This is a genomic window from Actinosynnema sp. NPDC023658, assembly GCF_040639995.1.
GTDB lineage: Bacteria > Actinomycetota > Actinomycetes > Mycobacteriales > Pseudonocardiaceae > Actinosynnema.
This window is the reverse complement of the sequence record NZ_JBFAAX010000022.1, coordinates 1-16,338: the sequence shown is the minus strand read 5'-3', so window position 1 is coordinate 16,338 and position 16,338 is coordinate 1. Positions and strand designations below refer to the sequence as shown.

The window sequence follows — 16,338 nt, the reverse complement described above, 5'->3', positions numbered from 1 at the left end:
ATGCCGAAGTCGGTGATCTTCACCTTGCCGGTCGGGGTCACGAGGATGTTGCCCGGCTTCACGTCCCGGTGCACCAGCCCGCCGCTGGGCGACGTCCGGCCGCGCGTGCTGCGCCGCGCCGTGCAGCTCGGGCTGGTCCGCTGGCGGCGCGGGTGGCCGCACGTGCGCCGCTGGGCGCTGGAGGCGGGGAACCGGCTGGCCGCGCTGAGCGTCCCCAGTGACGACGTGCTGGACAAGTTCGCGAACCTGCGCACGGCCACCGACGGCATCGCGACCGACTTCGTGGAGGTGTTCGAGCGCAGGCTGTGGCCGCAGCTGGCGGACAACGCGGGCCAGGACGACCAGCTGGACCGGATGCGCGCGCTGCTCGTGGAGCTCACCTACACCGCCGAGACCGTGGTCATCGGCACGTTGCGCGAGTCCATCCGCGAGGCCGCCGAGGAGTTCGCCCGACGCCACGAGCTGCTGCCGAGCGACGACTTCCGGCCCGCCTGGGTGGAGGAACCCGTGCCCATCGCGGAACGTCTCATCGACACCGAAGAGGACGACGAGTTCCCCGACGAGCCGACGATCCAGCGGTTCCTCGACCGGGGCGACGACCACGACGAGCCGGTCCGGTGACCGCCCTCGTGCCGGACCCGGCGTGGCGTGCCCAGCTCCAGGCCGAGGGACTGGTGGTGCACGCCGGCGCGGACCTCGCCTACCTCCTCCCCGACGTGCCCGGCGCCGAAGCGCGGGTGCTGGTCGAGCTGTTCGAGCCGGTGTTGAGGGGTTCGGCTCGCCCGCTCGACCCGGATCGGCTCCCCGCGCCGGTCCGCGCGCACCTGCCGCAACTGCGGTCGCTGGGTGCGCTGCGCCCGGCGGGCCTGCCCGTGCCGGACGAGCCGCTGAGCGTCGGCGTGCGCGTCATCGGCGCGGAGCCCGCCGGGCTCGGCGGCCACTTCCCGCCCGCGGCGGCGGAACCCGACCTGGTGCTCGTCGTCCGGACCAGCGGCACGCTGGCCGACCTGGCCGCGTTGCGCGAGCCGAAGCCGCACCTCCTGCTCGACCTCGCCTACCACCACACGGCCTCGCTGGGTCCGTTCGTGGTGCCGGGCGCAAGCGCTTGCCTGGGCTGCCTGACCGTGCGCGCCCGACGTCGGTGGGGCGACCCGGAGCCGCCCGCCCGACCGGCCGCGACGACCACCGACTTCCCGCTGCTGTGGGCGAAGCACGCGATCGCACGGCTGGCCGCCGGGTCGCTGGCCCTGCTGGACCGGGTCGTGACGCTGAACCTGGACGAGTTCACCACCACCGCGGAGGACGTGCTGCCCGCGGCGGACTGCGAGGTGTGCCCCCGGTTCGAGGTGGGCCGGGTCGACCTGCCGTGGGGGAAGAGCGATGACGCGGAGCAGCGCGACCGCTGACCGCGGGAAGACCGATGACCGGGGGGAAGACCGATGACGACCGCTGTGCGCCTGCCCGACCCGTTCACGCCCGACGCGACGACCGCCAGTGCCGCCACGCCGACGTGCTGCTGCTGTTGCTGCTGCGCGGTGTCGGCGGTCGGCGGGGCGATCGCGTTGCCGTCCGGCTTGGCCGACGACCTCGCCGAGGCCGGTCGACCGCGCCGCAAGGCCGTGTGGGTGCTGCCGGCGACCCTCTTCCTGCCCTGGGTGCTCGCCTCGCCGTTCCTCGACGTCGGGGAGCGCTGGCCGTACTACGCCGCCGGGGGTTGGGTGTGCGCGCTGCTGTGGACGTTCGTCGTCGCGAGGTCCACCGGGGCCGCCGGGCCGTTCCGCGGCATGGTGCGCCTGGGGATCTGGAGCGTGCTGTTCGTGGCCGAGGTGTTCTTGTCGCTGCCCATGCTCGGCGTGCTGAGCCCGCTCGGCCTACCGGTCGGGATCGCCGTGTACGCGCTGGTGGTGGCGTTCCTCGGCTGGCAGGTCCACCGCTACTACGCGCGGGGGAGGTCGGCGTGATCGCACTCGTCGGCGCGCTGGTCTGCCTGCGCGCGGGGTACCGGTACGACCGCTCGATCGGCAGGCACCCGCTGCGGTCCGTGCCGAAGCGGATGGCGTTCTGGCTGCTGGTGTTCACCGCCGAGGGCCTGGTCGTGCCGTCCGTGGCCGAGGCGGCGGGTCCGGTGACGTTCCTGGCGGTGTTCGGGTACCTGGTGGCGACGGCGTTGACCGGGCCGTGGGTCTCCGAGTACTACCGCAGGCGGGCCGCGTGATCACACCGGCGTCCGTGCTGCTGGAACGGGCCGTGGGGTGGCGGCAGGGCTTGGTGTCGCGGCTGCACCCCGTGCCGCGCACGCTGTCCGATGTGGACGTCGCGGGGTTCGCCGCGGTGCCCGAGCCGTTCGCGTCCGGCGGCACGTCCGGTGGTGCGGCGTTCGAACCGGCACAGGCGAAGGCGGCCGCGATAGCCGAGGCGGTGGAGCGGCACGCCGCCGCCCGCAGTCCACTGGAGACGGTCACCGAACCGACCGGGCCGTGCTGGCGGCTGGACGACTTCAGCCTGCACACCGCGCGGCAGCGGGCGCACCCGGACTTCCGGTACCGGTACGCCGACCCCGTCTACGCGAAGGCGTGGACGTTGCCGGACAACGAACCGGTGTGGGTGCCCGCCGGCCTGGTGGGGCTGCGCGAGGAGCTCGGGCTGCCGGCGACGTCGTCCGGCCTGGCCGCGGGGCCTTCGGCGGTGAACGCGCTGCTGCGCGCGACGCAGGAGTTGGTCGAGCGCGACGCGTTCACCACCACGTGGTTGCACGGCCTCGCCCCGTCCCGGCTGGCGGTGCCGGACGAGCTGCGGGTCGGGGACGTGCACGCGTTCGACCTCACCCCCGCGTACAGCCCGCACCCGGTGGTCGCGGTCGCGGGCACGCTGCCGATCGCCGGGCGGCCGCGGCCGACGCTGGGACTGGCCTGCCGGGCGACGCTGGACGAGGCGTTGCGCAAGGCGTGGCTGGAGTGGACGCAGGGCACGGTGTTCATCGCCGCCCGGGCGGGCACCCGGGTCTACCGGCCGGAGGAGGTCACCGACTTCGACCGGCACGCCCTCTACTACGCGGGCCACCTCGACGAGTGGCACGCGTTGCCGTGGTGGCGGGGCGTGCCCGGTCCGCCACCGCGCGACTCCGCGGCCCGTGGTGACGCTGCACAGCTCGAAGAGCTCGTGCACGGGCTCGGTGTGCGCCTGGCCTACCGGGAGCTCACCACCCCGGAGGCGGCGGCCGTGGGGCTGCGGTGCGTGCGCGTCCTGTCCCCCGACCTCACGCCGCTGCACGCCGACCACCGGTGGCCGCACCTGGGCGGGCGCGCGGCGGACGTGGCGTGGCGCTACCCGGGCCGCTCGGGCCGGTTCCCCAATCCCGCACCGCATCCGCTGGGGTGAGCATGACGCCGTTCGACGACTTCTGGACCGCCAGCGGCTACTCGGCGTTGCACCAGCGCCGGTTGGGTGAACGGCTGCGCGAGTTCCGCCCTGATCAGGTGACCACGGACCCGTTCGAGCTGCCCGCCGCGCCACAGCCGTTGGCCAGGCCGCGCGACCGGCTGCAACGGCTGTTCCGGGCCCGGCGCAGCACCCGCGAGTTCGGCTCGGAGCCGATGTCCGCGCGGCAGCTCGGCGCGGTGCTGGCCGCGCTGGCCGACGAGGACGGCCGTTCCTACCCGTCGGCGGGCGGGCTGGACCCGCTGCGCTGCTACGCGTTCCTGCGCAACGTCAGGCACGGGTCGAACGGGCGGGTGGTGCGGTACGACGCGCGGCGGCACGCCGTGCAGGACGTCGGGCCGTCGCCGGACTGGGTGCGGCTGCGCGAAGTGCTGGCGGCCGACGCCGAACCGGCGGTGGTGCTGGTGCTCGTCCTGGCGGACCAACCGGTGTTCGCCAAGTACGGGCAGCGCGCTGGGCGGTTCGGCCTGCTCGAAGCGGGCGCGGCGGCCCAGTCGGTCTGCCTGCGGATGGCCCAGCAGGGGCTCGGCGGGTACCTGCTCGGCGGCGCGGCGGACGCGGATGTGTTGGCGCTGCTGGGACTGCGCGGTCAGCCGGTCCGGTTGGCCGCGGTGATCGCCTGCGGTCGGAGGTTCACCCGTCGTTGACGTGGTATGAGCCGATCGGGGCTGGCGAGCGTTGATCACGGGCCGGTAAGAACCCCTCAAGCCCGATTACCGAGGGGAAGAACAGTGCTCGCGAAATCCCTGCGCAACGCGTTCGCCGTCGTGGTCGCCTCACTCGCCCTGCTGGCCGGCGCCGGTGTCGGCCAGGCCGCCATCAACGCACCCGCCGTCACCGACGACTACCTGTTCAGCAAGTCGCTGTCGCAGTTCAGCTCGATCCGGGCCCAGGCGCCCTACAGCGACCAGCTCGACTGGTCGTCGGACGGTTGCTCTTGGTCACCGGACAACCCGTTCGGGTTCAAGTTCCTGCCGGCCTGCCACCGCCACGACTTCGGCTACCGCAACTACAAGCGGCAGGGGCGGTTCAACGAGACGACCCGGCTGCGCATCGACAACAACTTCAAGTCCGACCTGTACCACCAGTGCGCCGGCAACTGGTCGTGCAACCGGACGGCCGACCTGTACTACCAGGCCGTGCGGGAGTTCGGCGCCAGCTGACGCCCGAGCCCGCGCACCACACCCCGCAGGGGTCCTCGCCAGAGGATCCCTGCCCGGGTGATCGGGCTCCCGGGCACGGTCTTCCCCCTGCCCGGCCGGGTCGAGCCAGGCGGCGCGGAGGGGCAGCGGCGCCGGCTCAGTCCTCGTCGTCCCCGGCGTCCGGCTCGGGACCGCCGCCGCCGCGGATCAGGTAGACGACCGAGTCGAGCTCGTCCGGCTTGATCAGCACCTCGCGGGCCTTCGAGCCCTCGGACGGGCCGACCACGCCGCGCGTCTCGAGCAGGTCCATCAGCCGACCGGCCTTGGCGAAGCCGACCCGCAGCTTCCGCTGGAGCATCGACGTCGAGCCGAACTGCGACGTGACGATCAGCTCGGCCGCCTGGAGCAGCAGCTCCAGGTCGTCACCGATGTCGGCGTCGATCTCCTTCTTCTCGCCCGCCTTCGCCGCCGTCACGCCGTCGGTGTACTCGGGCTGCGCCTGGTCCTTGGTGAAGTTCACGATCTCGGAGATCTCGTCGTCCCCGACGTACGCGCCCTGGACGCGCACCGGCTTCGACGCGCCCATCGGCAGGTACAGGCCGTCGCCCATGCCGATCAGCTTCTCCGCGCCCGGCTGGTCCAGGATGACCCGCGAGTCGGTCAACGACGACGTGGCGAACGCCAGCCGCGACGGCACGTTCGTCTTGATCAGACCCGTGACCACGTCCACCGACGGCCGCTGCGTCGCCAGCACCAGGTGGATGCCCGCCGCACGCGCCTTCTGCGTGATCCGGACGATCGCGTCCTCCACGTCGCGCGGCGCGGTCATCATCAGGTCGGCCAGCTCGTCCACGATCGCCATGATGTAGGGGTACGGCCGGTAGACGCGTTCGCTGCCCGGCGGCGCGGCGATCTCGCCCGACCGCACCTTCCGGTTGAAGTCGTCGATGTGGCGCACCCGGTTGACCTGCATGTCCTGGTAGCGCTGCTCCATCTCCTCGACCAGCCAGGCCAGCGCGGCGGCGGCCTTCTTCGGCTGGGTGATGATGGGCGTGATCAGGTGCGGGATGCCCTCGTACGGCGTCAGCTCGACCATCTTCGGGTCGATCAGGATCATCCTGACCTCGTCCGGGGTGGCCCGGGCCAGCAGCGACACCAGCATCGAGTTGACGAAGCTCGACTTGCCCGAACCCGTGGAGCCGGCCACCAGCAGGTGCGGCATCTTGGTCAGGTTCGCGGTGACGAAGTGGCCCTCGATGTCCTTGCCCAGCCCGATGACCATCGGGTGGTTGTCCTTGACCGTGGACGGCGAGCGCAGCACGTCGCCCAGCCGCACCATCTCGCGGTCGCTGTTGGGCACCTCGATGCCGACGGCGGACTTGCCGGGGATCGGGGCCAGCAACCGGACGTTGTCCGTCGCCACCGCGTAGGCGATGTTCTTGGTCAGCGCGGTGATCTTCTCGACCTTCACACCCGGACCCAGCTCCACCTCGTACCGGGTGACCGTGGGACCGCGGGTGAAGCCGGTGACCTGCGCGTCGATGGAGAACTGGTCGAGCACGCCGGAGATGGCCTCGATCATCAGGTCGTTGGCCTTGCTGCGGGCCTTCGGCGCGTCGCCGTCCTTGAGGATGGTCGGCGGCGGCAGCCGGTAGTCGCCCTCCACGGCGCGCACGGCGATCGCGGCGGGCTTCGGGGTCTCCGGCGTCGACTTGGGCTTCGGCGCGGGCTTGACCGGTGGCGGCGGGGGCGGCGGCTCCTCGTCCACGTCCATCGGCAGCTCGGGCTGGTCGTCGGGGACGGCGGCGGCCTGGCGGCGGCTGCGGGACGGGCGGCGCACCTTGACCGGCTTCTCCTCCGGCTCGGGCTCCACCTCCTCGTCGACGCCGAACCCGTCGAGCTGGTCGGTCCGGCGGTGCAGCAGGCCGCCCAGCCGCGCGGGCACCTCGCGGACCGGCACGTGCACCAGCAGCAGCACGCCGTAGCCGAAGATCAGCACCAGCAGCGGTCCGGCGACCCACGGCGTCAGGCCCTGCGCGAGGAACCCGCCCGCGAGGTAGCCGAGGGCGCCACCGGCGTCGCGGCGTGCCATCGGGTCCATCGGCAGGCCGCCGGCGAGGTGGAACATGCCCAGGAAGCCGACCAGGACCAGCAGTCCGCCGATCACCAGGCGCGGCCGGGCCTCGGGGTTCGGGTCGGAGCGCATGAGGGCGACGCCGATCGCCAGCAGCACCACGGGCACGATCACCGACGGGCCGCCGACGGAGCTGCGCACGGCCACGTCGACCCACCGGCCGACCGGACCGCCCGCCTGCCACCACACGCCCGCGGCGGTGATCACGGCCGCCGAGATGAGCACCAGCGCCAGGCCGTCACGGCGGTGCGCCGGGTCGAGCTCCTTGCCGCGGCCGACCGCGCGGACCACGGAACCCACGCCACGGCCCAGGAATCCCCAGAACTTGCCGACGGAACCGGAGGACCGCCTCGCCGGCGGGCGTCTGGCGGGCGACCGCTTGGCGGCCGGTCGGGACGCGCGGGAGCGGGGCTTCGACCCGGATCCGGTGCTGCGGGTCGTGCCCTTGCGCGAGGTCCCAGTTCGGCCGGCCATGTCTTCTACGGTAGTCCCTCGTACCCCACCAGCCCCAACGTTCACGGGCGGACGTGACGTGCGCTGCTCGACGCCCATGGTTGCCCGGAACCCGGTGCGCCGACACCTCGACACGCCGTAGCCTGCCCGTCGTGTCCACACCACTGCTGTGGCGCGTGCTGACCGCCGTCGACCAAGGGGTCGTCGGTCTCAGCGGACGACTCGAAGTCACCGGTGACCTCCCGGCGGACCTCAGGGGACGTCCCCTGCTGCTCGCGTCCAACCACATCGGCAACCTCGACCCGTTCGTGCTGATCGCGGCGTGCCGCAGGATCGGTGTCGCGCCGCGCTTCCTGCTCGCCGGTGGCCTGCTCGACGCCCCGGTGCTCGGTCCCCTGCTGAAGGCCTCCGGCCACGTGCGCGTCGACCGCTCCGCCGCGGACGTCGGCGACGCCTACCACCGCACCGTCGAGGCGCTCAAGCGCGGCGGCGACCCGATCGCCATGTACCCGGAGGGCCGGATCAGCCTCGACCCCGGGCTGTGGCCGGAACGGGGCAAGACGGGTGCGGCGAGGCTCGCGCTCAGCGGCGGCATCCCGGTGGTGCCGGTGAGCCAGTGGGGCGCGCACGAGGCCGTCTACTGGGGCAACACGCACGTGGGCGGGTGGGACGACGTGAAGCCGTACCTGACGTCGTACGTGCGCGGGCTGCGCAAGCGGCCGACGTTCAAGGTGCACTTCGGCAAGCCGGTCGACCTGTCCGGCCTGGAGGACGGCAAGCCGGGCGACGCGCGGCGGGCGCACGAGCGGATCATGCGCGCGATCACGGCGGGCCTGGCGCCGTTGCGGGTCGACGAGCCGGACCTGCCGAGGTTCCACGACCCGACGCGGCCGACGACGGGCCGCAGCCCGTGGCGTCCGGAATCCGACTGAGCGCGGCGCGACCCGTTCCCCACGCGGGGAAAGCGGACGGCACCGGCGGATCACCGGTGCCGTCCGTGCGTTCGCCGGCTAGTTCAGGAACGCGAGCACGCGCTCCATCATCAGGACCGCGGCCACCTCGTCGTACGACGACAGGCTCGGGTCCGCGAACAGGTGCTTCTCGCCGGGGTACAGGAACAGCTCGCCGTCCGCCGCGCCCGCCACCAGGGCGCGCGCGGCGTCGATGTCTCCGTCGTCCACGAACAGCTCGTCCTCGGCCATCGCGTGGATCTGCACCGGCACGTTCGCGGGCCACGCCCCACCGAACTCCGACACCGGGACGCACGCGCTGAACAGCAGCGCGCCCGCGGCGCCCGGTTTGGTCTGCGCCAGCATCTGCGCGGGCAGCACGCCGAGCGAGAAACCCGCGTAGACGACGTCCCCGCGCAGACCCTCGGCGGCGTCGAGGCCGCGCTCCGCGATGGTGCCGAACCCGACCTCCTCCGCGTACTGCAGGCCGTCGCCCAGGTCGACGAAGATCCGCCCCTCGTACAGGTCCGGCACGTGCACGGTGTGCCCGGCCTCCGCCAACCTCTCGGCGAAGGCCGCGACACCGGGCGTCAACCCGTGCGCGTGGTGGAACAGCAGCACCTCGGCCACGTCAACTCCTCCAGCCACGCGCTCGGCGCGGTCAGTCCACCGGGATGATGGTCGGCACGATCATCGGTCGGCGGCGGTAGGTCTCCGCGACCCAGCGGCCCACCACCCGGCGCACGGCCTGGGCGATGCGGTGCGAGTCGGTGATGCCCTCGGCCTCCGTGCGGGACAGTTCCATCTCCACCAGGGAGATGGCCTGGTCCAGCGCCTTGGGGTCGTCGGAGAAACCGCGGCCGGACACCGTCGGCGGCGCGACCGCGCGACCGCTGTTGGAGTCCACCGCCACGGTGATCGCGATGAACCCGCCCTCACCGAGCACGAGCCGGTCGGACAGGGTCGACTCACCGACGTCACCGACGGACAGGCCGTCGACGTACACGTGACCGACCTCGACCTTGCCGCTGATGGCGGCCTTGCCGTCGACCATGTCGACCACCACGCCGTCCTCCGCGATGACGACCCGCGCCTCGTTCACGCCGGTCGCCACGGCCAGCGCCGCGTTCGCCCGCAGGTGACGCCACTCGCCGTGCACCGGCATCACGTTCGACGGCCGCACCGCGTTGTAGAGGAACAGCAGCTCGCCGGCCGGCGAGTGGCCGGACACGTGGACCTTGGCGTTGCCCTGGTGCACGACCGTCGCGCCGAGCCTGGCCAGGCCGTTGACGACGCCGAACACCGCGTTCTCGTTGCCCGGGATCAGCGACGACGCCAGCACGATCGTGTCACCGGCCTTGATGGAGATGTGCCGGTGCTCGCCGCGCGCCATCCGGGACAGCGCCGACAGCGGCTCGCCCTGCGAGCCGGTCGACACGAACATCACCTGGTCCTCGGGCATCTCCATGGCCTCGTTGAGGTCCACGAACAGGCCGTCCGGCACGTTCAGGTAGCCCAGCTCGGCCGCGATGCCCATGTTGCGCACCATCGACCGCCCGACCAGCGCGACCCGGCGGCCGTACTGCACGGCCACGTCCAGCACCTGCTGCACGCGGTGCACGTGGGAGGCGAAGCAGGCCACGATCACCCGCTGGTTGGCCTTGCGGACCACGTTCTCCAGCACCGGGCCGATCTCGCGCTCCGGCGCGACGAACCCGGGCACCTCGGCGTTGGTCGAGTCCACCAGGAACAGGTCGACGCCCTCGTCCCCGAGCCGGGAGAACCCGGCCAGGTCGGTGAGCCTGCCGTCCAGCGGGAGCTGGTCGAGCTTGATGTCGCCGGTGTGCAGCACCAGGCCGGCGGAGGTGCGGATGGCGACCGCGACGGCGTCCGGGATGGAGTGGTTGACCGCGAAGAACTCCAGCTCGTACGGCCCGAACGAGCGCCGCTCCCCGTCGGTGATCTCCATCAGCTTCGGCGTCTGGCGGTGTTCCTTGCACTTGGCCGCGAGCAGCGCCAGCGTGAACCGCGAACCCACGACCGGCACGTCGGGGCGCAGCTTGAGCAGGAACGGCACGGCCCCGATGTGGTCCTCGTGCCCGTGGGTGAGCACCAGTGCCTCGATGTCGTCCAGCCGGTCCTCGATGGCGCGGAAGTCCGGCAGGATCAGGTCCACACCGGGCTGGTCGTCCTCGGGGAACAGCACGCCGCAGTCCACGACGAGCAGCCGGCCGGCGTGCTCGAACACCGTCATGTTGCGGCCGACCTCGCCAATTCCGCCCAGTGCGACGACGCGCAGACCTCCGTCGGGCAGTGCGGGCGGGGGTGAGCTCGGGTTGATCACGCGTTGACTCCCAATTCGGCCTCGACGGCCTTGATGTCCTCGGTTGATGCGGGTACCAGGGGCAACCTCGGCTCGCCCACGTCCAGGCCTCGCAGGCGGAGCGCGGTCTTCGCGTAGGTGACGCCGGGCATCCGGCTGAAGGGCCGCAGCAGCGGCAGCAGCGACTGGTGGATCGCGGTCGCGCCGGCGACGTCGCCGGACTCGAACGCGTCGAGCATGTCGCGCAGCCGGTCCGCGGCGATGTGCGAGATGACGCTGACGAAGCCGACCGCGCCGACCGACAGCCACGGCAGGTTCAGCGGGTCGTCACCGGAGTAGTAGGCCAGGTCGGTGGCCGCGATGACCTTGCTGCCCGCGAGCAGGTCGCCCTTGGCGTCCTTCACCGCGACGATACGCGGGTGCTCCGCGAGCCGCAGCAGCGTTTCCACCTCGATCGGGATGACCGTGCGCGGCGGGATGTCGTACAGCATCACGGGCACGCCGACCTGGTCGGCCACGGTGGTGAAGTGCGCGTGCACGCCCTCCTGGCTGGGCCGCGAGTAGTACGGCGTGACCACCAGCAGTCCGTGCGCGCCCGCCGCCTCGGCCTGCCGGGCCAGGTGCACGCTGTGCGCCGTGTCGTACGTGCCCGCGCCGCTCATCACGGTCGCGCGGTCTCCGACCGCCTCGACCACGGCGCGGATCAGGTCGGCCTTCTCCGCGTCGGTGGTGGTGGGGCTCTCACCGGTGGTGCCGTTGACCACCAGACCGTCGTTGCCCAGCTCGACCAGGTGCTCGGCGAGCCGCTGCGCCTTGCCCAGGTCCACCGCCCCCTCCGCGTCGAACGGGGTGACCATGGCGGTGAGCACGCGGCCGAAGGGGCGGCCGGGCGAGGCGGTAGGACTTCCGGTCATATGCGGAAATCTACCGCGTCACCCTCGGCAAGCTGCGACTACATGCTCCGGTCGAGGCCCCGCACCAGCCGCACGGCCTCCTCGGGGCCGTCGTACTCGACCCGCGCGGCGGCGCGGCCGAACACGTGCACCAGCAATTCCGAGACGTGGCCGGTCAGCACGACCGGGTTCGCGCCGCGCTTGGCCACGACTGCCTCGCCGTCCGGGCGGCGCAGCACCACCCCGACGGGGCTCTTGCGGTACATCATGCGGGCGGTCGGTCCCAGCCGCCGCCACAGCACCTCGTCCCGTACCGGATCGGGTGAACGCGGTTCCCAGTCGTCCCGGGCCCGGCGCACGTCCTCGTGGTGCACGAAGTACTCCACGGCGTTGACCAGCTCGTCCACCAGCGCGTACGGCGAGAACCGGGGCGGCCCCACCCGGACCAGCCCGACCAGCTCGTCCCACGGCCTGGCCGCGTAGGCGTCCTGGACCCGCTGGGTGTGCCCGGCCACCGGCTTGACCAGGATGCCCACCGCCGCGTCCGGTCGCCGTTCCCGCAGCACCAGGTGCGCGGCGAGGTCGCGGGTGCGCCACGGGTCGCACAACGTGGGCGCGTCCGGCCCCACCTCGGCCAGCAGCTCGGTCAACAGCCTGCGTTCGTCCTGCGCGACGCCCATGGCCCCACGTTACTTGGCGTACAGCTGGTCCTTCAGCGCCGTGCCGTCCTTGTTCCACAGCACGCACACCACGTCCCGGTAGCGCTTGGCCGACGAGGACGACGAGGACGCCGGGTTCTCCGCCCACACGCCGGAGGTCGGCACCACGGCGACGTAGCGGAGCTTGGTCTGCTTGTCCGGCACCGGCACCCGGTCGGACATGAAGTGCAGCGTGCAGTACTGCTCGGCGTACTCGCGCAGCCACTGGTCGCCGGGGTAGGCCATCTTGTCCGACCCGAACGGCTCGACCGCGGCGTACACCTCGACCCGGTGCGCCTCGTCGCAGTCGGTGTAGTTGACCGTCGTGTTGGGGTCGAGGAGGTTGTCGCCGCACTGCCCGCTGCCGGGCTTGAACTGGTCGGGCTCGATCGTGCCGCCGGGACCGTAGGTGACGGTCTGGGCCATCGCGGCGGGCGGCTTGTCGACGAACAACCAGCGGCCCAGGAACACGCCGCCGACCAGCAGCGCCACCGCCGCCACCGCGGTGCCGGTGATCAGCAGGCCCTTCAGCCACGGCTTCCGCACGGCGGTCGGCGGGGTGTAGTGCATGGTCGGGGTGCGCGGGGGTGCGCCGAAGCCGGTCGGCGGGGTGGGCTGGGCGACCGCGCGTTCGAGCATGGCGCGGGCCTGCGGGCCGGTCAGCCGGGCGTTCGGGTCGGGCATCATCAGGCCGGTGATCACCGCGCCGAGCACGCCGTGCGTCCTGGTCAGCCGGGGCATCTCGTTCATGATCGCGTGCAGGGTGGACGCGGTGGTCGAGCGCTCGTAGGGGTTGGCGCCCTCGGCGGCGTAGCAGAGCGTCGCGCCCAGCGCCCACAGGTCGGAGGCGGGCGAGGCCTCGTTGCCGTGGATGCGCTCCGGCGACATGTAGGCGGGCGAGCCGATGAGGCTGCCGCTGGTGGTCAGCCGTGGGTCGTCCACGGCCTGGGCGATGCCGAAGTCGGTGAGCTTCACCCGGCCGTTGGGCGTGATCATCAGGTTGCCGGGCTTGACGTCGCGGTGCACGATCCCGGCCTGGTGGGCGGAGTCCAACGCGGACAGCGCCTGCATGGCCATCGAGATCACCCGGTCCTGCGGCATCGGGCCGTGCGCGCTGATCAGGGTGGACAGCGTGGCCGCCTCGACCAGCTCCATGACGATGTAGGTCATGCCGCTCTCGGCCACCACGTCGAACACGGTCACCACGCCGGGGTCGTTCAACCGCCCCGCGGTGCGCGCCTCGCGGAGCACCCGCTCCTCCAGCACCCGGCGCTCCTCCAGCGCGATGCCGTCGGGCAGGTGCAGCTCCTTGAGCGCCACCTGCCGGCCGATCACGTTGTCCTGAGCGCGCCACACGACACCCATGCCGCCGCGCCCCAGCTCGGCGAGCAGGGTGTACCTGCCCGCGATCACGCGGGGTCGGTCGCTCACACCTTGCGTCGGACCAGTCACCGTCACTCCTCGAAACCCCCACCGCGGACCGGGCGGAACGCTACTTCAGACCCCGCGCCGCCCGATCCGGTTTCACGGTTTCGTGACTTCGTGCCCCGACGCCCGCAGCGCCTGCACCGCACGGCCCAGGTCCCCGGCCTTCACCAGCAGGTGGTCGGTGTCGTATGTGGACAGCGCGAACAGGCTCACGCCGGCCGCGGCCAGCTCGCCCGACAGCGCGGCCATGATGCCGGTCAGGGTGAACTCCAGCGGACCGCGCACGGTCAGCAGCCGCCAGCCGGGCTGCGCGGTGTCCGCCCGCGGGGCGTGCTCGACCGGGCACACGATGGACAGCTCGTCCGGCGTCCTGGTCACCGAGACCAGGCCCGGCGCGTCGAGCAGCCCGGCCGGGACCGGTGCGTCGGCGGGCAGCCGCACGACCGCGTATTCCCCCGGTCGGACGTCGACGATCAGCCGCTTCACCGGCCGTCAGCCTTCGGTGACCAGCGGGCTGGAGGCCACCTCGGTGCCGTCCGAGAGGGTCGAGATGGTGAAGTCCGCGAACACGTTGGCCGCCGCCTTCTGGAGCTGGCGCAGGCACTCCACGGCCAGGGCGCGGATCTCCACGTCGGCGTGCTCGGTGGCGCGCATGGCGATGAAGTGCCGCCACGCGCGGTAGTTGCCGGTCACCACGATGCGGGTCTCGGTGGCGTTGGGCAGGATCGCGCGGGCCGCCTGGCGGGCCTGCTTGCGGCGCAGGGTGGCGCTGGGCACGTCGGAGAACTTCTCCTCCAGGCCCTTGAGCAGCTCGGTGTAGGCGTCGACGCTGGCCTGGGCGGCGGCCAGGAACTTCTCGTGCAGCTCCGGGTCGTTCGCGATGACGTCCGGCTCGACCATGGCGGCGTTGCGCTCGGGCACGTACCGCTGGGACAGCTGCGAGTACGAGAAGTGCCGGTGCCGGATCAGCTCGTGGGTGAGCGAGCGGGAGATCCCGGTCAGGTAGAAGCTGACCGAGCCGTGCTCCAGCACGGACAGGTGGCCGACCTCGATGATGTGCTTGATGTAGCCGGCGTTGGTGGCCGTGGCCGGGTTCGGCTTGGTCCACGACTGGTAGCAGGCGCGGCCGGCGAACTCGGCCAGCGCCTCGCCGCCGTCGGCGTCGGTGGACCACGGGACGCCGTCCGGGGGGAAGAACTCCGTCTTCGCGATCAACTGCACCTTCGGCGCCACCGTCTCAGCCATGGCCGGAACCCTAACCGAAGGCCCCGACAGCGTCCTCCGACCACCGCCCTCGGACCCCGCCGTTCGGCCGAGAGCCCTGCGTCCGTTCGCGTCGTTCCCGCGCGCTGTCACTGTGACGTCGCTGTGCAGTCTCGATCGACACCATCGATCCGCTTGACTGATGTCAGATTTGACGTCATGGTGGTGTCATGGATCTGTCGCCGTACATCGCAGCGCTGCGCGAGGACCTCGCGACGGCCGCGTCCGCCGGGGACGACAACACCCGGCGCACCGCGGCCCTGCTGTCCGCAGCCCTGGAGCCCGCCGCCCGGCTGGCCCTCATGAACGCACTGTCCGACCTGGCCGCGGAGGTCACCGCGGCCCTCGACGGCCCCGTCGTCGACGTGCGGTTGGACGGACGGGACGTGCAGGTGGTCGTCACCGGCACGGCCGCCCGGGAAGAACACGAACCGGAGCCGCGGGAAGTTCCCAAGCCGTCGGCCGGTGACGCCACGCGCGTCACGCTGCGGCTGCTGGACGAGCTGAAGGCCAAGGCCGAGCAGGCCGCGGCGGCCCAGGGGATGTCGTTGAACACGTTCGTCGCGCAGGCCGTGCAGGGCGCGGTCGGCGGGCGTCGCCATGGTGGGGGTCACAAGCACTGGGCACCGCCGAAGGACCGGTCGGGCGGCGACCCGTCGTCGTCCTCCCGCGTCCGCGGCTGGGTGCAGGGCTGAGGGGGGATCATGGAATCGGATGTCGTGCGGCAGGAGAGCTTCGAGGTCGACGGGGTCGCGGAGGTCGACGTGGCGCTGCTCGCCGGCCGGGTGCGGGTGCACCTGGTGGACGAGCCGGGCGTGCACGTCGAGCTGAAGCACGACCCGACGCCGGGTGACTCGTGGACGAACGCCCTGTCGGGCCTGCTGAACTGGGCGAACAACCAGTTCGGCACCGTGCCGGGGCAGCCGTCCGGCGCGTCGGACGCGGTGCGCGACGCGCGGGTGGAGCTGTCCGGCGCGCGGGTGAAGGTGCAGTCGTCCAAGGCGCTGCCGCTGCGCGCGGTGCCGTTGAGCGTGACGGTGCGGGCGCCGGTCGGGACGCACGTGATCACCAAGGCGGGCTCGGCGGACGTGACGGTGACCGGTGCGGCCGGTCGGCTGGAGATCCAGACCGGCACCGGTGACGTCACGGCGGACCGCGCGGAGGCGTCCTCGCAGGTCAACTCCGGTTCCGGCAAGGTGCGGCTCGGGCCGATGCTGGGCGGGCTGAAGGCGAAGACCGGCAGCGGCGACATCGAGGTGTCGTCGGTCGGCGGCAACACCGTGCTCTACACCGGCACCGGTGACGTCTGGCTCGGCGCCGTGCAGAACGACGTGCAGGTGCGGACCGGCAGCGGTGACGTCACCATCGCCGACGCGGCGTCCGGCCGGATCCAGATGGGCACCGGTTCCGGTGACGTGCGCGTGGGCGTGCGGCCCGGGGTGGCGGCGCAGGTCGACCTGGTGTCCAGCTCGGGCGCGGCGCGCAGCGACCTGGTGGTCTCCGACTTCCCGCCGGACGACGAGCCGTCCCTGTTCATCACCGGCCGGACCAGCAGCGGCACCGCCCTGGTCACCACGGCGACCACTGCCTGACCCACCGGGACCGGGTGGGGGGTG

General features: G+C 72.4%; 17 protein-coding genes and 1 pseudogene. 9 read left to right on the top strand and 9 right to left on the bottom strand.

Going from position 1 to position 16,338, the window contains the following annotated elements:
* Positions 1 to 80: pseudogene (locus tag AB0G02_RS05040) on the bottom strand (protein kinase); the annotation flags it as partial.
* Between the two features lie 537 nt (positions 81 to 617).
* Between AB0G02_RS05040 and AB0G02_RS05035 the strand changes: the two are divergent.
* The 6 genes from AB0G02_RS05035 (at position 618) to AB0G02_RS05010 (ending at position 4,601) form a co-directional block, all read left to right on the top strand.
* Positions 618 to 1,406, top strand: a complete 789-nt coding sequence (locus AB0G02_RS05035; protein ID WP_360789529.1) for a hypothetical protein — start codon at positions 618 to 620, stop codon at positions 1,404 to 1,406.
* Positions 1,407 to 1,439: 33 nt separating this feature from the next.
* Positions 1,440 to 1,961 carry a hypothetical protein gene (locus AB0G02_RS05030; RefSeq protein WP_360789527.1) on the top strand — a complete coding sequence of 174 codons (522 nt, stop codon included), beginning with the start codon at positions 1,440 to 1,442 and terminating at the stop codon, positions 1,959 to 1,961.
* On the top strand, positions 1,958 to 2,215 hold the full coding sequence (locus tag AB0G02_RS05025; protein ID WP_360789525.1) for a hypothetical protein: 258 nt from the start codon (positions 1,958 to 1,960) through the stop codon (positions 2,213 to 2,215). The genes AB0G02_RS05030 and AB0G02_RS05025 overlap by 4 nt, the downstream gene beginning before the upstream one ends.
* The gene (locus tag AB0G02_RS05020) at positions 2,212 to 3,378 is read left to right on the top strand and encodes a YcaO-like family protein (RefSeq protein WP_360789522.1); all 1,167 of its coding nucleotides are present in this window, start codon (positions 2,212 to 2,214) and stop codon (positions 3,376 to 3,378) included. The genes AB0G02_RS05025 and AB0G02_RS05020 overlap by 4 nt, the downstream gene beginning before the upstream one ends.
* 2 nt (positions 3,379 to 3,380) lie before the next feature.
* A complete protein-coding gene (locus tag AB0G02_RS05015) occupies positions 3,381 to 4,085 on the top strand; it encodes a nitroreductase family protein (protein WP_360789519.1) in 705 nt (234 codons plus the stop codon).
* A gap of 84 nt (positions 4,086 to 4,169) precedes the next feature.
* The gene (locus AB0G02_RS05010) at positions 4,170 to 4,601 is read left to right on the top strand and encodes a phospholipase (protein WP_360789516.1); all 432 of its coding nucleotides are present in this window, start codon (positions 4,170 to 4,172) and stop codon (positions 4,599 to 4,601) included.
* Positions 4,602 to 4,737: 136 nt separating this feature from the next.
* Here the strand turns inward: AB0G02_RS05010 and AB0G02_RS05005 are convergent, their stop codons facing one another.
* Entirely contained in the window at positions 4,738 to 7,188 is a 2,451-nt protein-coding gene (locus AB0G02_RS05005; RefSeq protein WP_360789513.1) for a DNA translocase FtsK, read from the bottom strand.
* Positions 7,189 to 7,319: 131 nt separating this feature from the next.
* Here AB0G02_RS05005 and AB0G02_RS05000 point away from each other — a divergent pair, with 131 nt between their 5' ends.
* A complete protein-coding gene (locus AB0G02_RS05000) occupies positions 7,320 to 8,099 on the top strand; it encodes a lysophospholipid acyltransferase family protein (RefSeq protein ID WP_360789510.1) in 780 nt (259 codons plus the stop codon).
* A gap of 78 nt (positions 8,100 to 8,177) precedes the next feature.
* On the opposite strand, the gene AB0G02_RS04995 is transcribed toward AB0G02_RS05000, so the two are convergent.
* The 7 genes from AB0G02_RS04995 to thyX form a co-directional block, all read right to left on the bottom strand.
* On the bottom strand, positions 8,178 to 8,747 hold the full coding sequence (locus AB0G02_RS04995; RefSeq protein WP_360789507.1) for a dienelactone hydrolase family protein: 570 nt from the start codon (positions 8,745 to 8,747) through the stop codon (positions 8,178 to 8,180).
* A gap of 31 nt (positions 8,748 to 8,778) precedes the next feature.
* Complete coding sequence (locus AB0G02_RS04990) at positions 8,779 to 10,461, bottom strand: ribonuclease J (protein WP_360789504.1); 1,683 nt, start codon at positions 10,459 to 10,461, stop codon at positions 8,779 to 8,781.
* Positions 10,458 to 11,354, bottom strand: a complete 897-nt coding sequence (gene dapA / locus AB0G02_RS04985; protein ID WP_360789501.1) for a 4-hydroxy-tetrahydrodipicolinate synthase — start codon at positions 11,352 to 11,354, stop codon at positions 10,458 to 10,460. Before dapA ends, AB0G02_RS04990 begins: the two co-directional genes overlap by 4 nt.
* Positions 11,355 to 11,392: 38 nt before the next feature.
* On the bottom strand, positions 11,393 to 12,013 hold the full coding sequence (locus AB0G02_RS04980; RefSeq protein WP_360789498.1) for a TIGR03085 family metal-binding protein: 621 nt from the start codon (positions 12,011 to 12,013) through the stop codon (positions 11,393 to 11,395).
* Between the two features lie 9 nt (positions 12,014 to 12,022).
* Positions 12,023 to 13,462 carry a serine/threonine-protein kinase gene (locus AB0G02_RS04975; protein ID WP_360789495.1) on the bottom strand — a complete coding sequence of 480 codons (1,440 nt, stop codon included), beginning with the start codon at positions 13,460 to 13,462 and terminating at the stop codon, positions 12,023 to 12,025.
* A gap of 93 nt (positions 13,463 to 13,555) precedes the next feature.
* Complete coding sequence (locus tag AB0G02_RS04970; RefSeq protein WP_360789492.1) at positions 13,556 to 13,945, bottom strand: ACT domain-containing protein; 390 nt, start codon at positions 13,943 to 13,945, stop codon at positions 13,556 to 13,558.
* Between the two features lie 6 nt (positions 13,946 to 13,951).
* Positions 13,952 to 14,704 carry an FAD-dependent thymidylate synthase gene (gene thyX / locus AB0G02_RS04965; protein ID WP_360789489.1) on the bottom strand — a complete coding sequence of 251 codons (753 nt, stop codon included), beginning with the start codon at positions 14,702 to 14,704 and terminating at the stop codon, positions 13,952 to 13,954.
* Between the two features lie 188 nt (positions 14,705 to 14,892).
* Between thyX and AB0G02_RS04960 the strand changes: the two genes are divergently transcribed.
* Complete coding sequence (locus AB0G02_RS04960) at positions 14,893 to 15,417, top strand: toxin-antitoxin system HicB family antitoxin (RefSeq protein WP_360789487.1); 525 nt, start codon at positions 14,893 to 14,895, stop codon at positions 15,415 to 15,417.
* 9 nt (positions 15,418 to 15,426) lie between these two features.
* Positions 15,427 to 16,314: a DUF4097 family beta strand repeat-containing protein gene (locus tag AB0G02_RS04955; protein ID WP_360789484.1), complete on the top strand. Its 888-nt coding sequence runs from the start codon at positions 15,427 to 15,429 to the stop codon at positions 16,312 to 16,314.
* Positions 16,315 to 16,338: the final 24 nt, after the last annotated feature.

Excerpts from the sequence above, each read along its gene's own strand:
- AB0G02_RS04980 (WP_360789498.1), bottom strand. The coding sequence starts at position 12,013 with ATGGGCGTCGCGCAGGACGAACGCAGGCTGTTGACCGAGCTGCTGGCC.
- AB0G02_RS05030 (WP_360789527.1), top strand. The coding sequence starts at position 1,440 with ATGACGACCGCTGTGCGCCTGCCCGACCCGTTCACGCCCGACGCGACG.
- thyX (WP_360789489.1), bottom strand. The coding sequence starts at position 14,704 with ATGGCTGAGACGGTGGCGCCGAAGGTGCAGTTGATCGCGAAGACGGAG.
- AB0G02_RS04955 (WP_360789484.1), top strand. The coding sequence starts at position 15,427 with ATGGAATCGGATGTCGTGCGGCAGGAGAGCTTCGAGGTCGACGGGGTC.
- dapA (WP_360789501.1), bottom strand. The coding sequence starts at position 11,354 with ATGACCGGAAGTCCTACCGCCTCGCCCGGCCGCCCCTTCGGCCGCGTG.
- AB0G02_RS05005 (WP_360789513.1), bottom strand. The coding sequence starts at position 7,188 with ATGGCCGGCCGAACTGGGACCTCGCGCAAGGGCACGACCCGCAGCACC.
- AB0G02_RS05015 (WP_360789519.1), top strand. The coding sequence starts at position 3,381 with ATGACGCCGTTCGACGACTTCTGGACCGCCAGCGGCTACTCGGCGTTG.
- AB0G02_RS04960 (WP_360789487.1), top strand. The coding sequence starts at position 14,893 with ATGGATCTGTCGCCGTACATCGCAGCGCTGCGCGAGGACCTCGCGACG.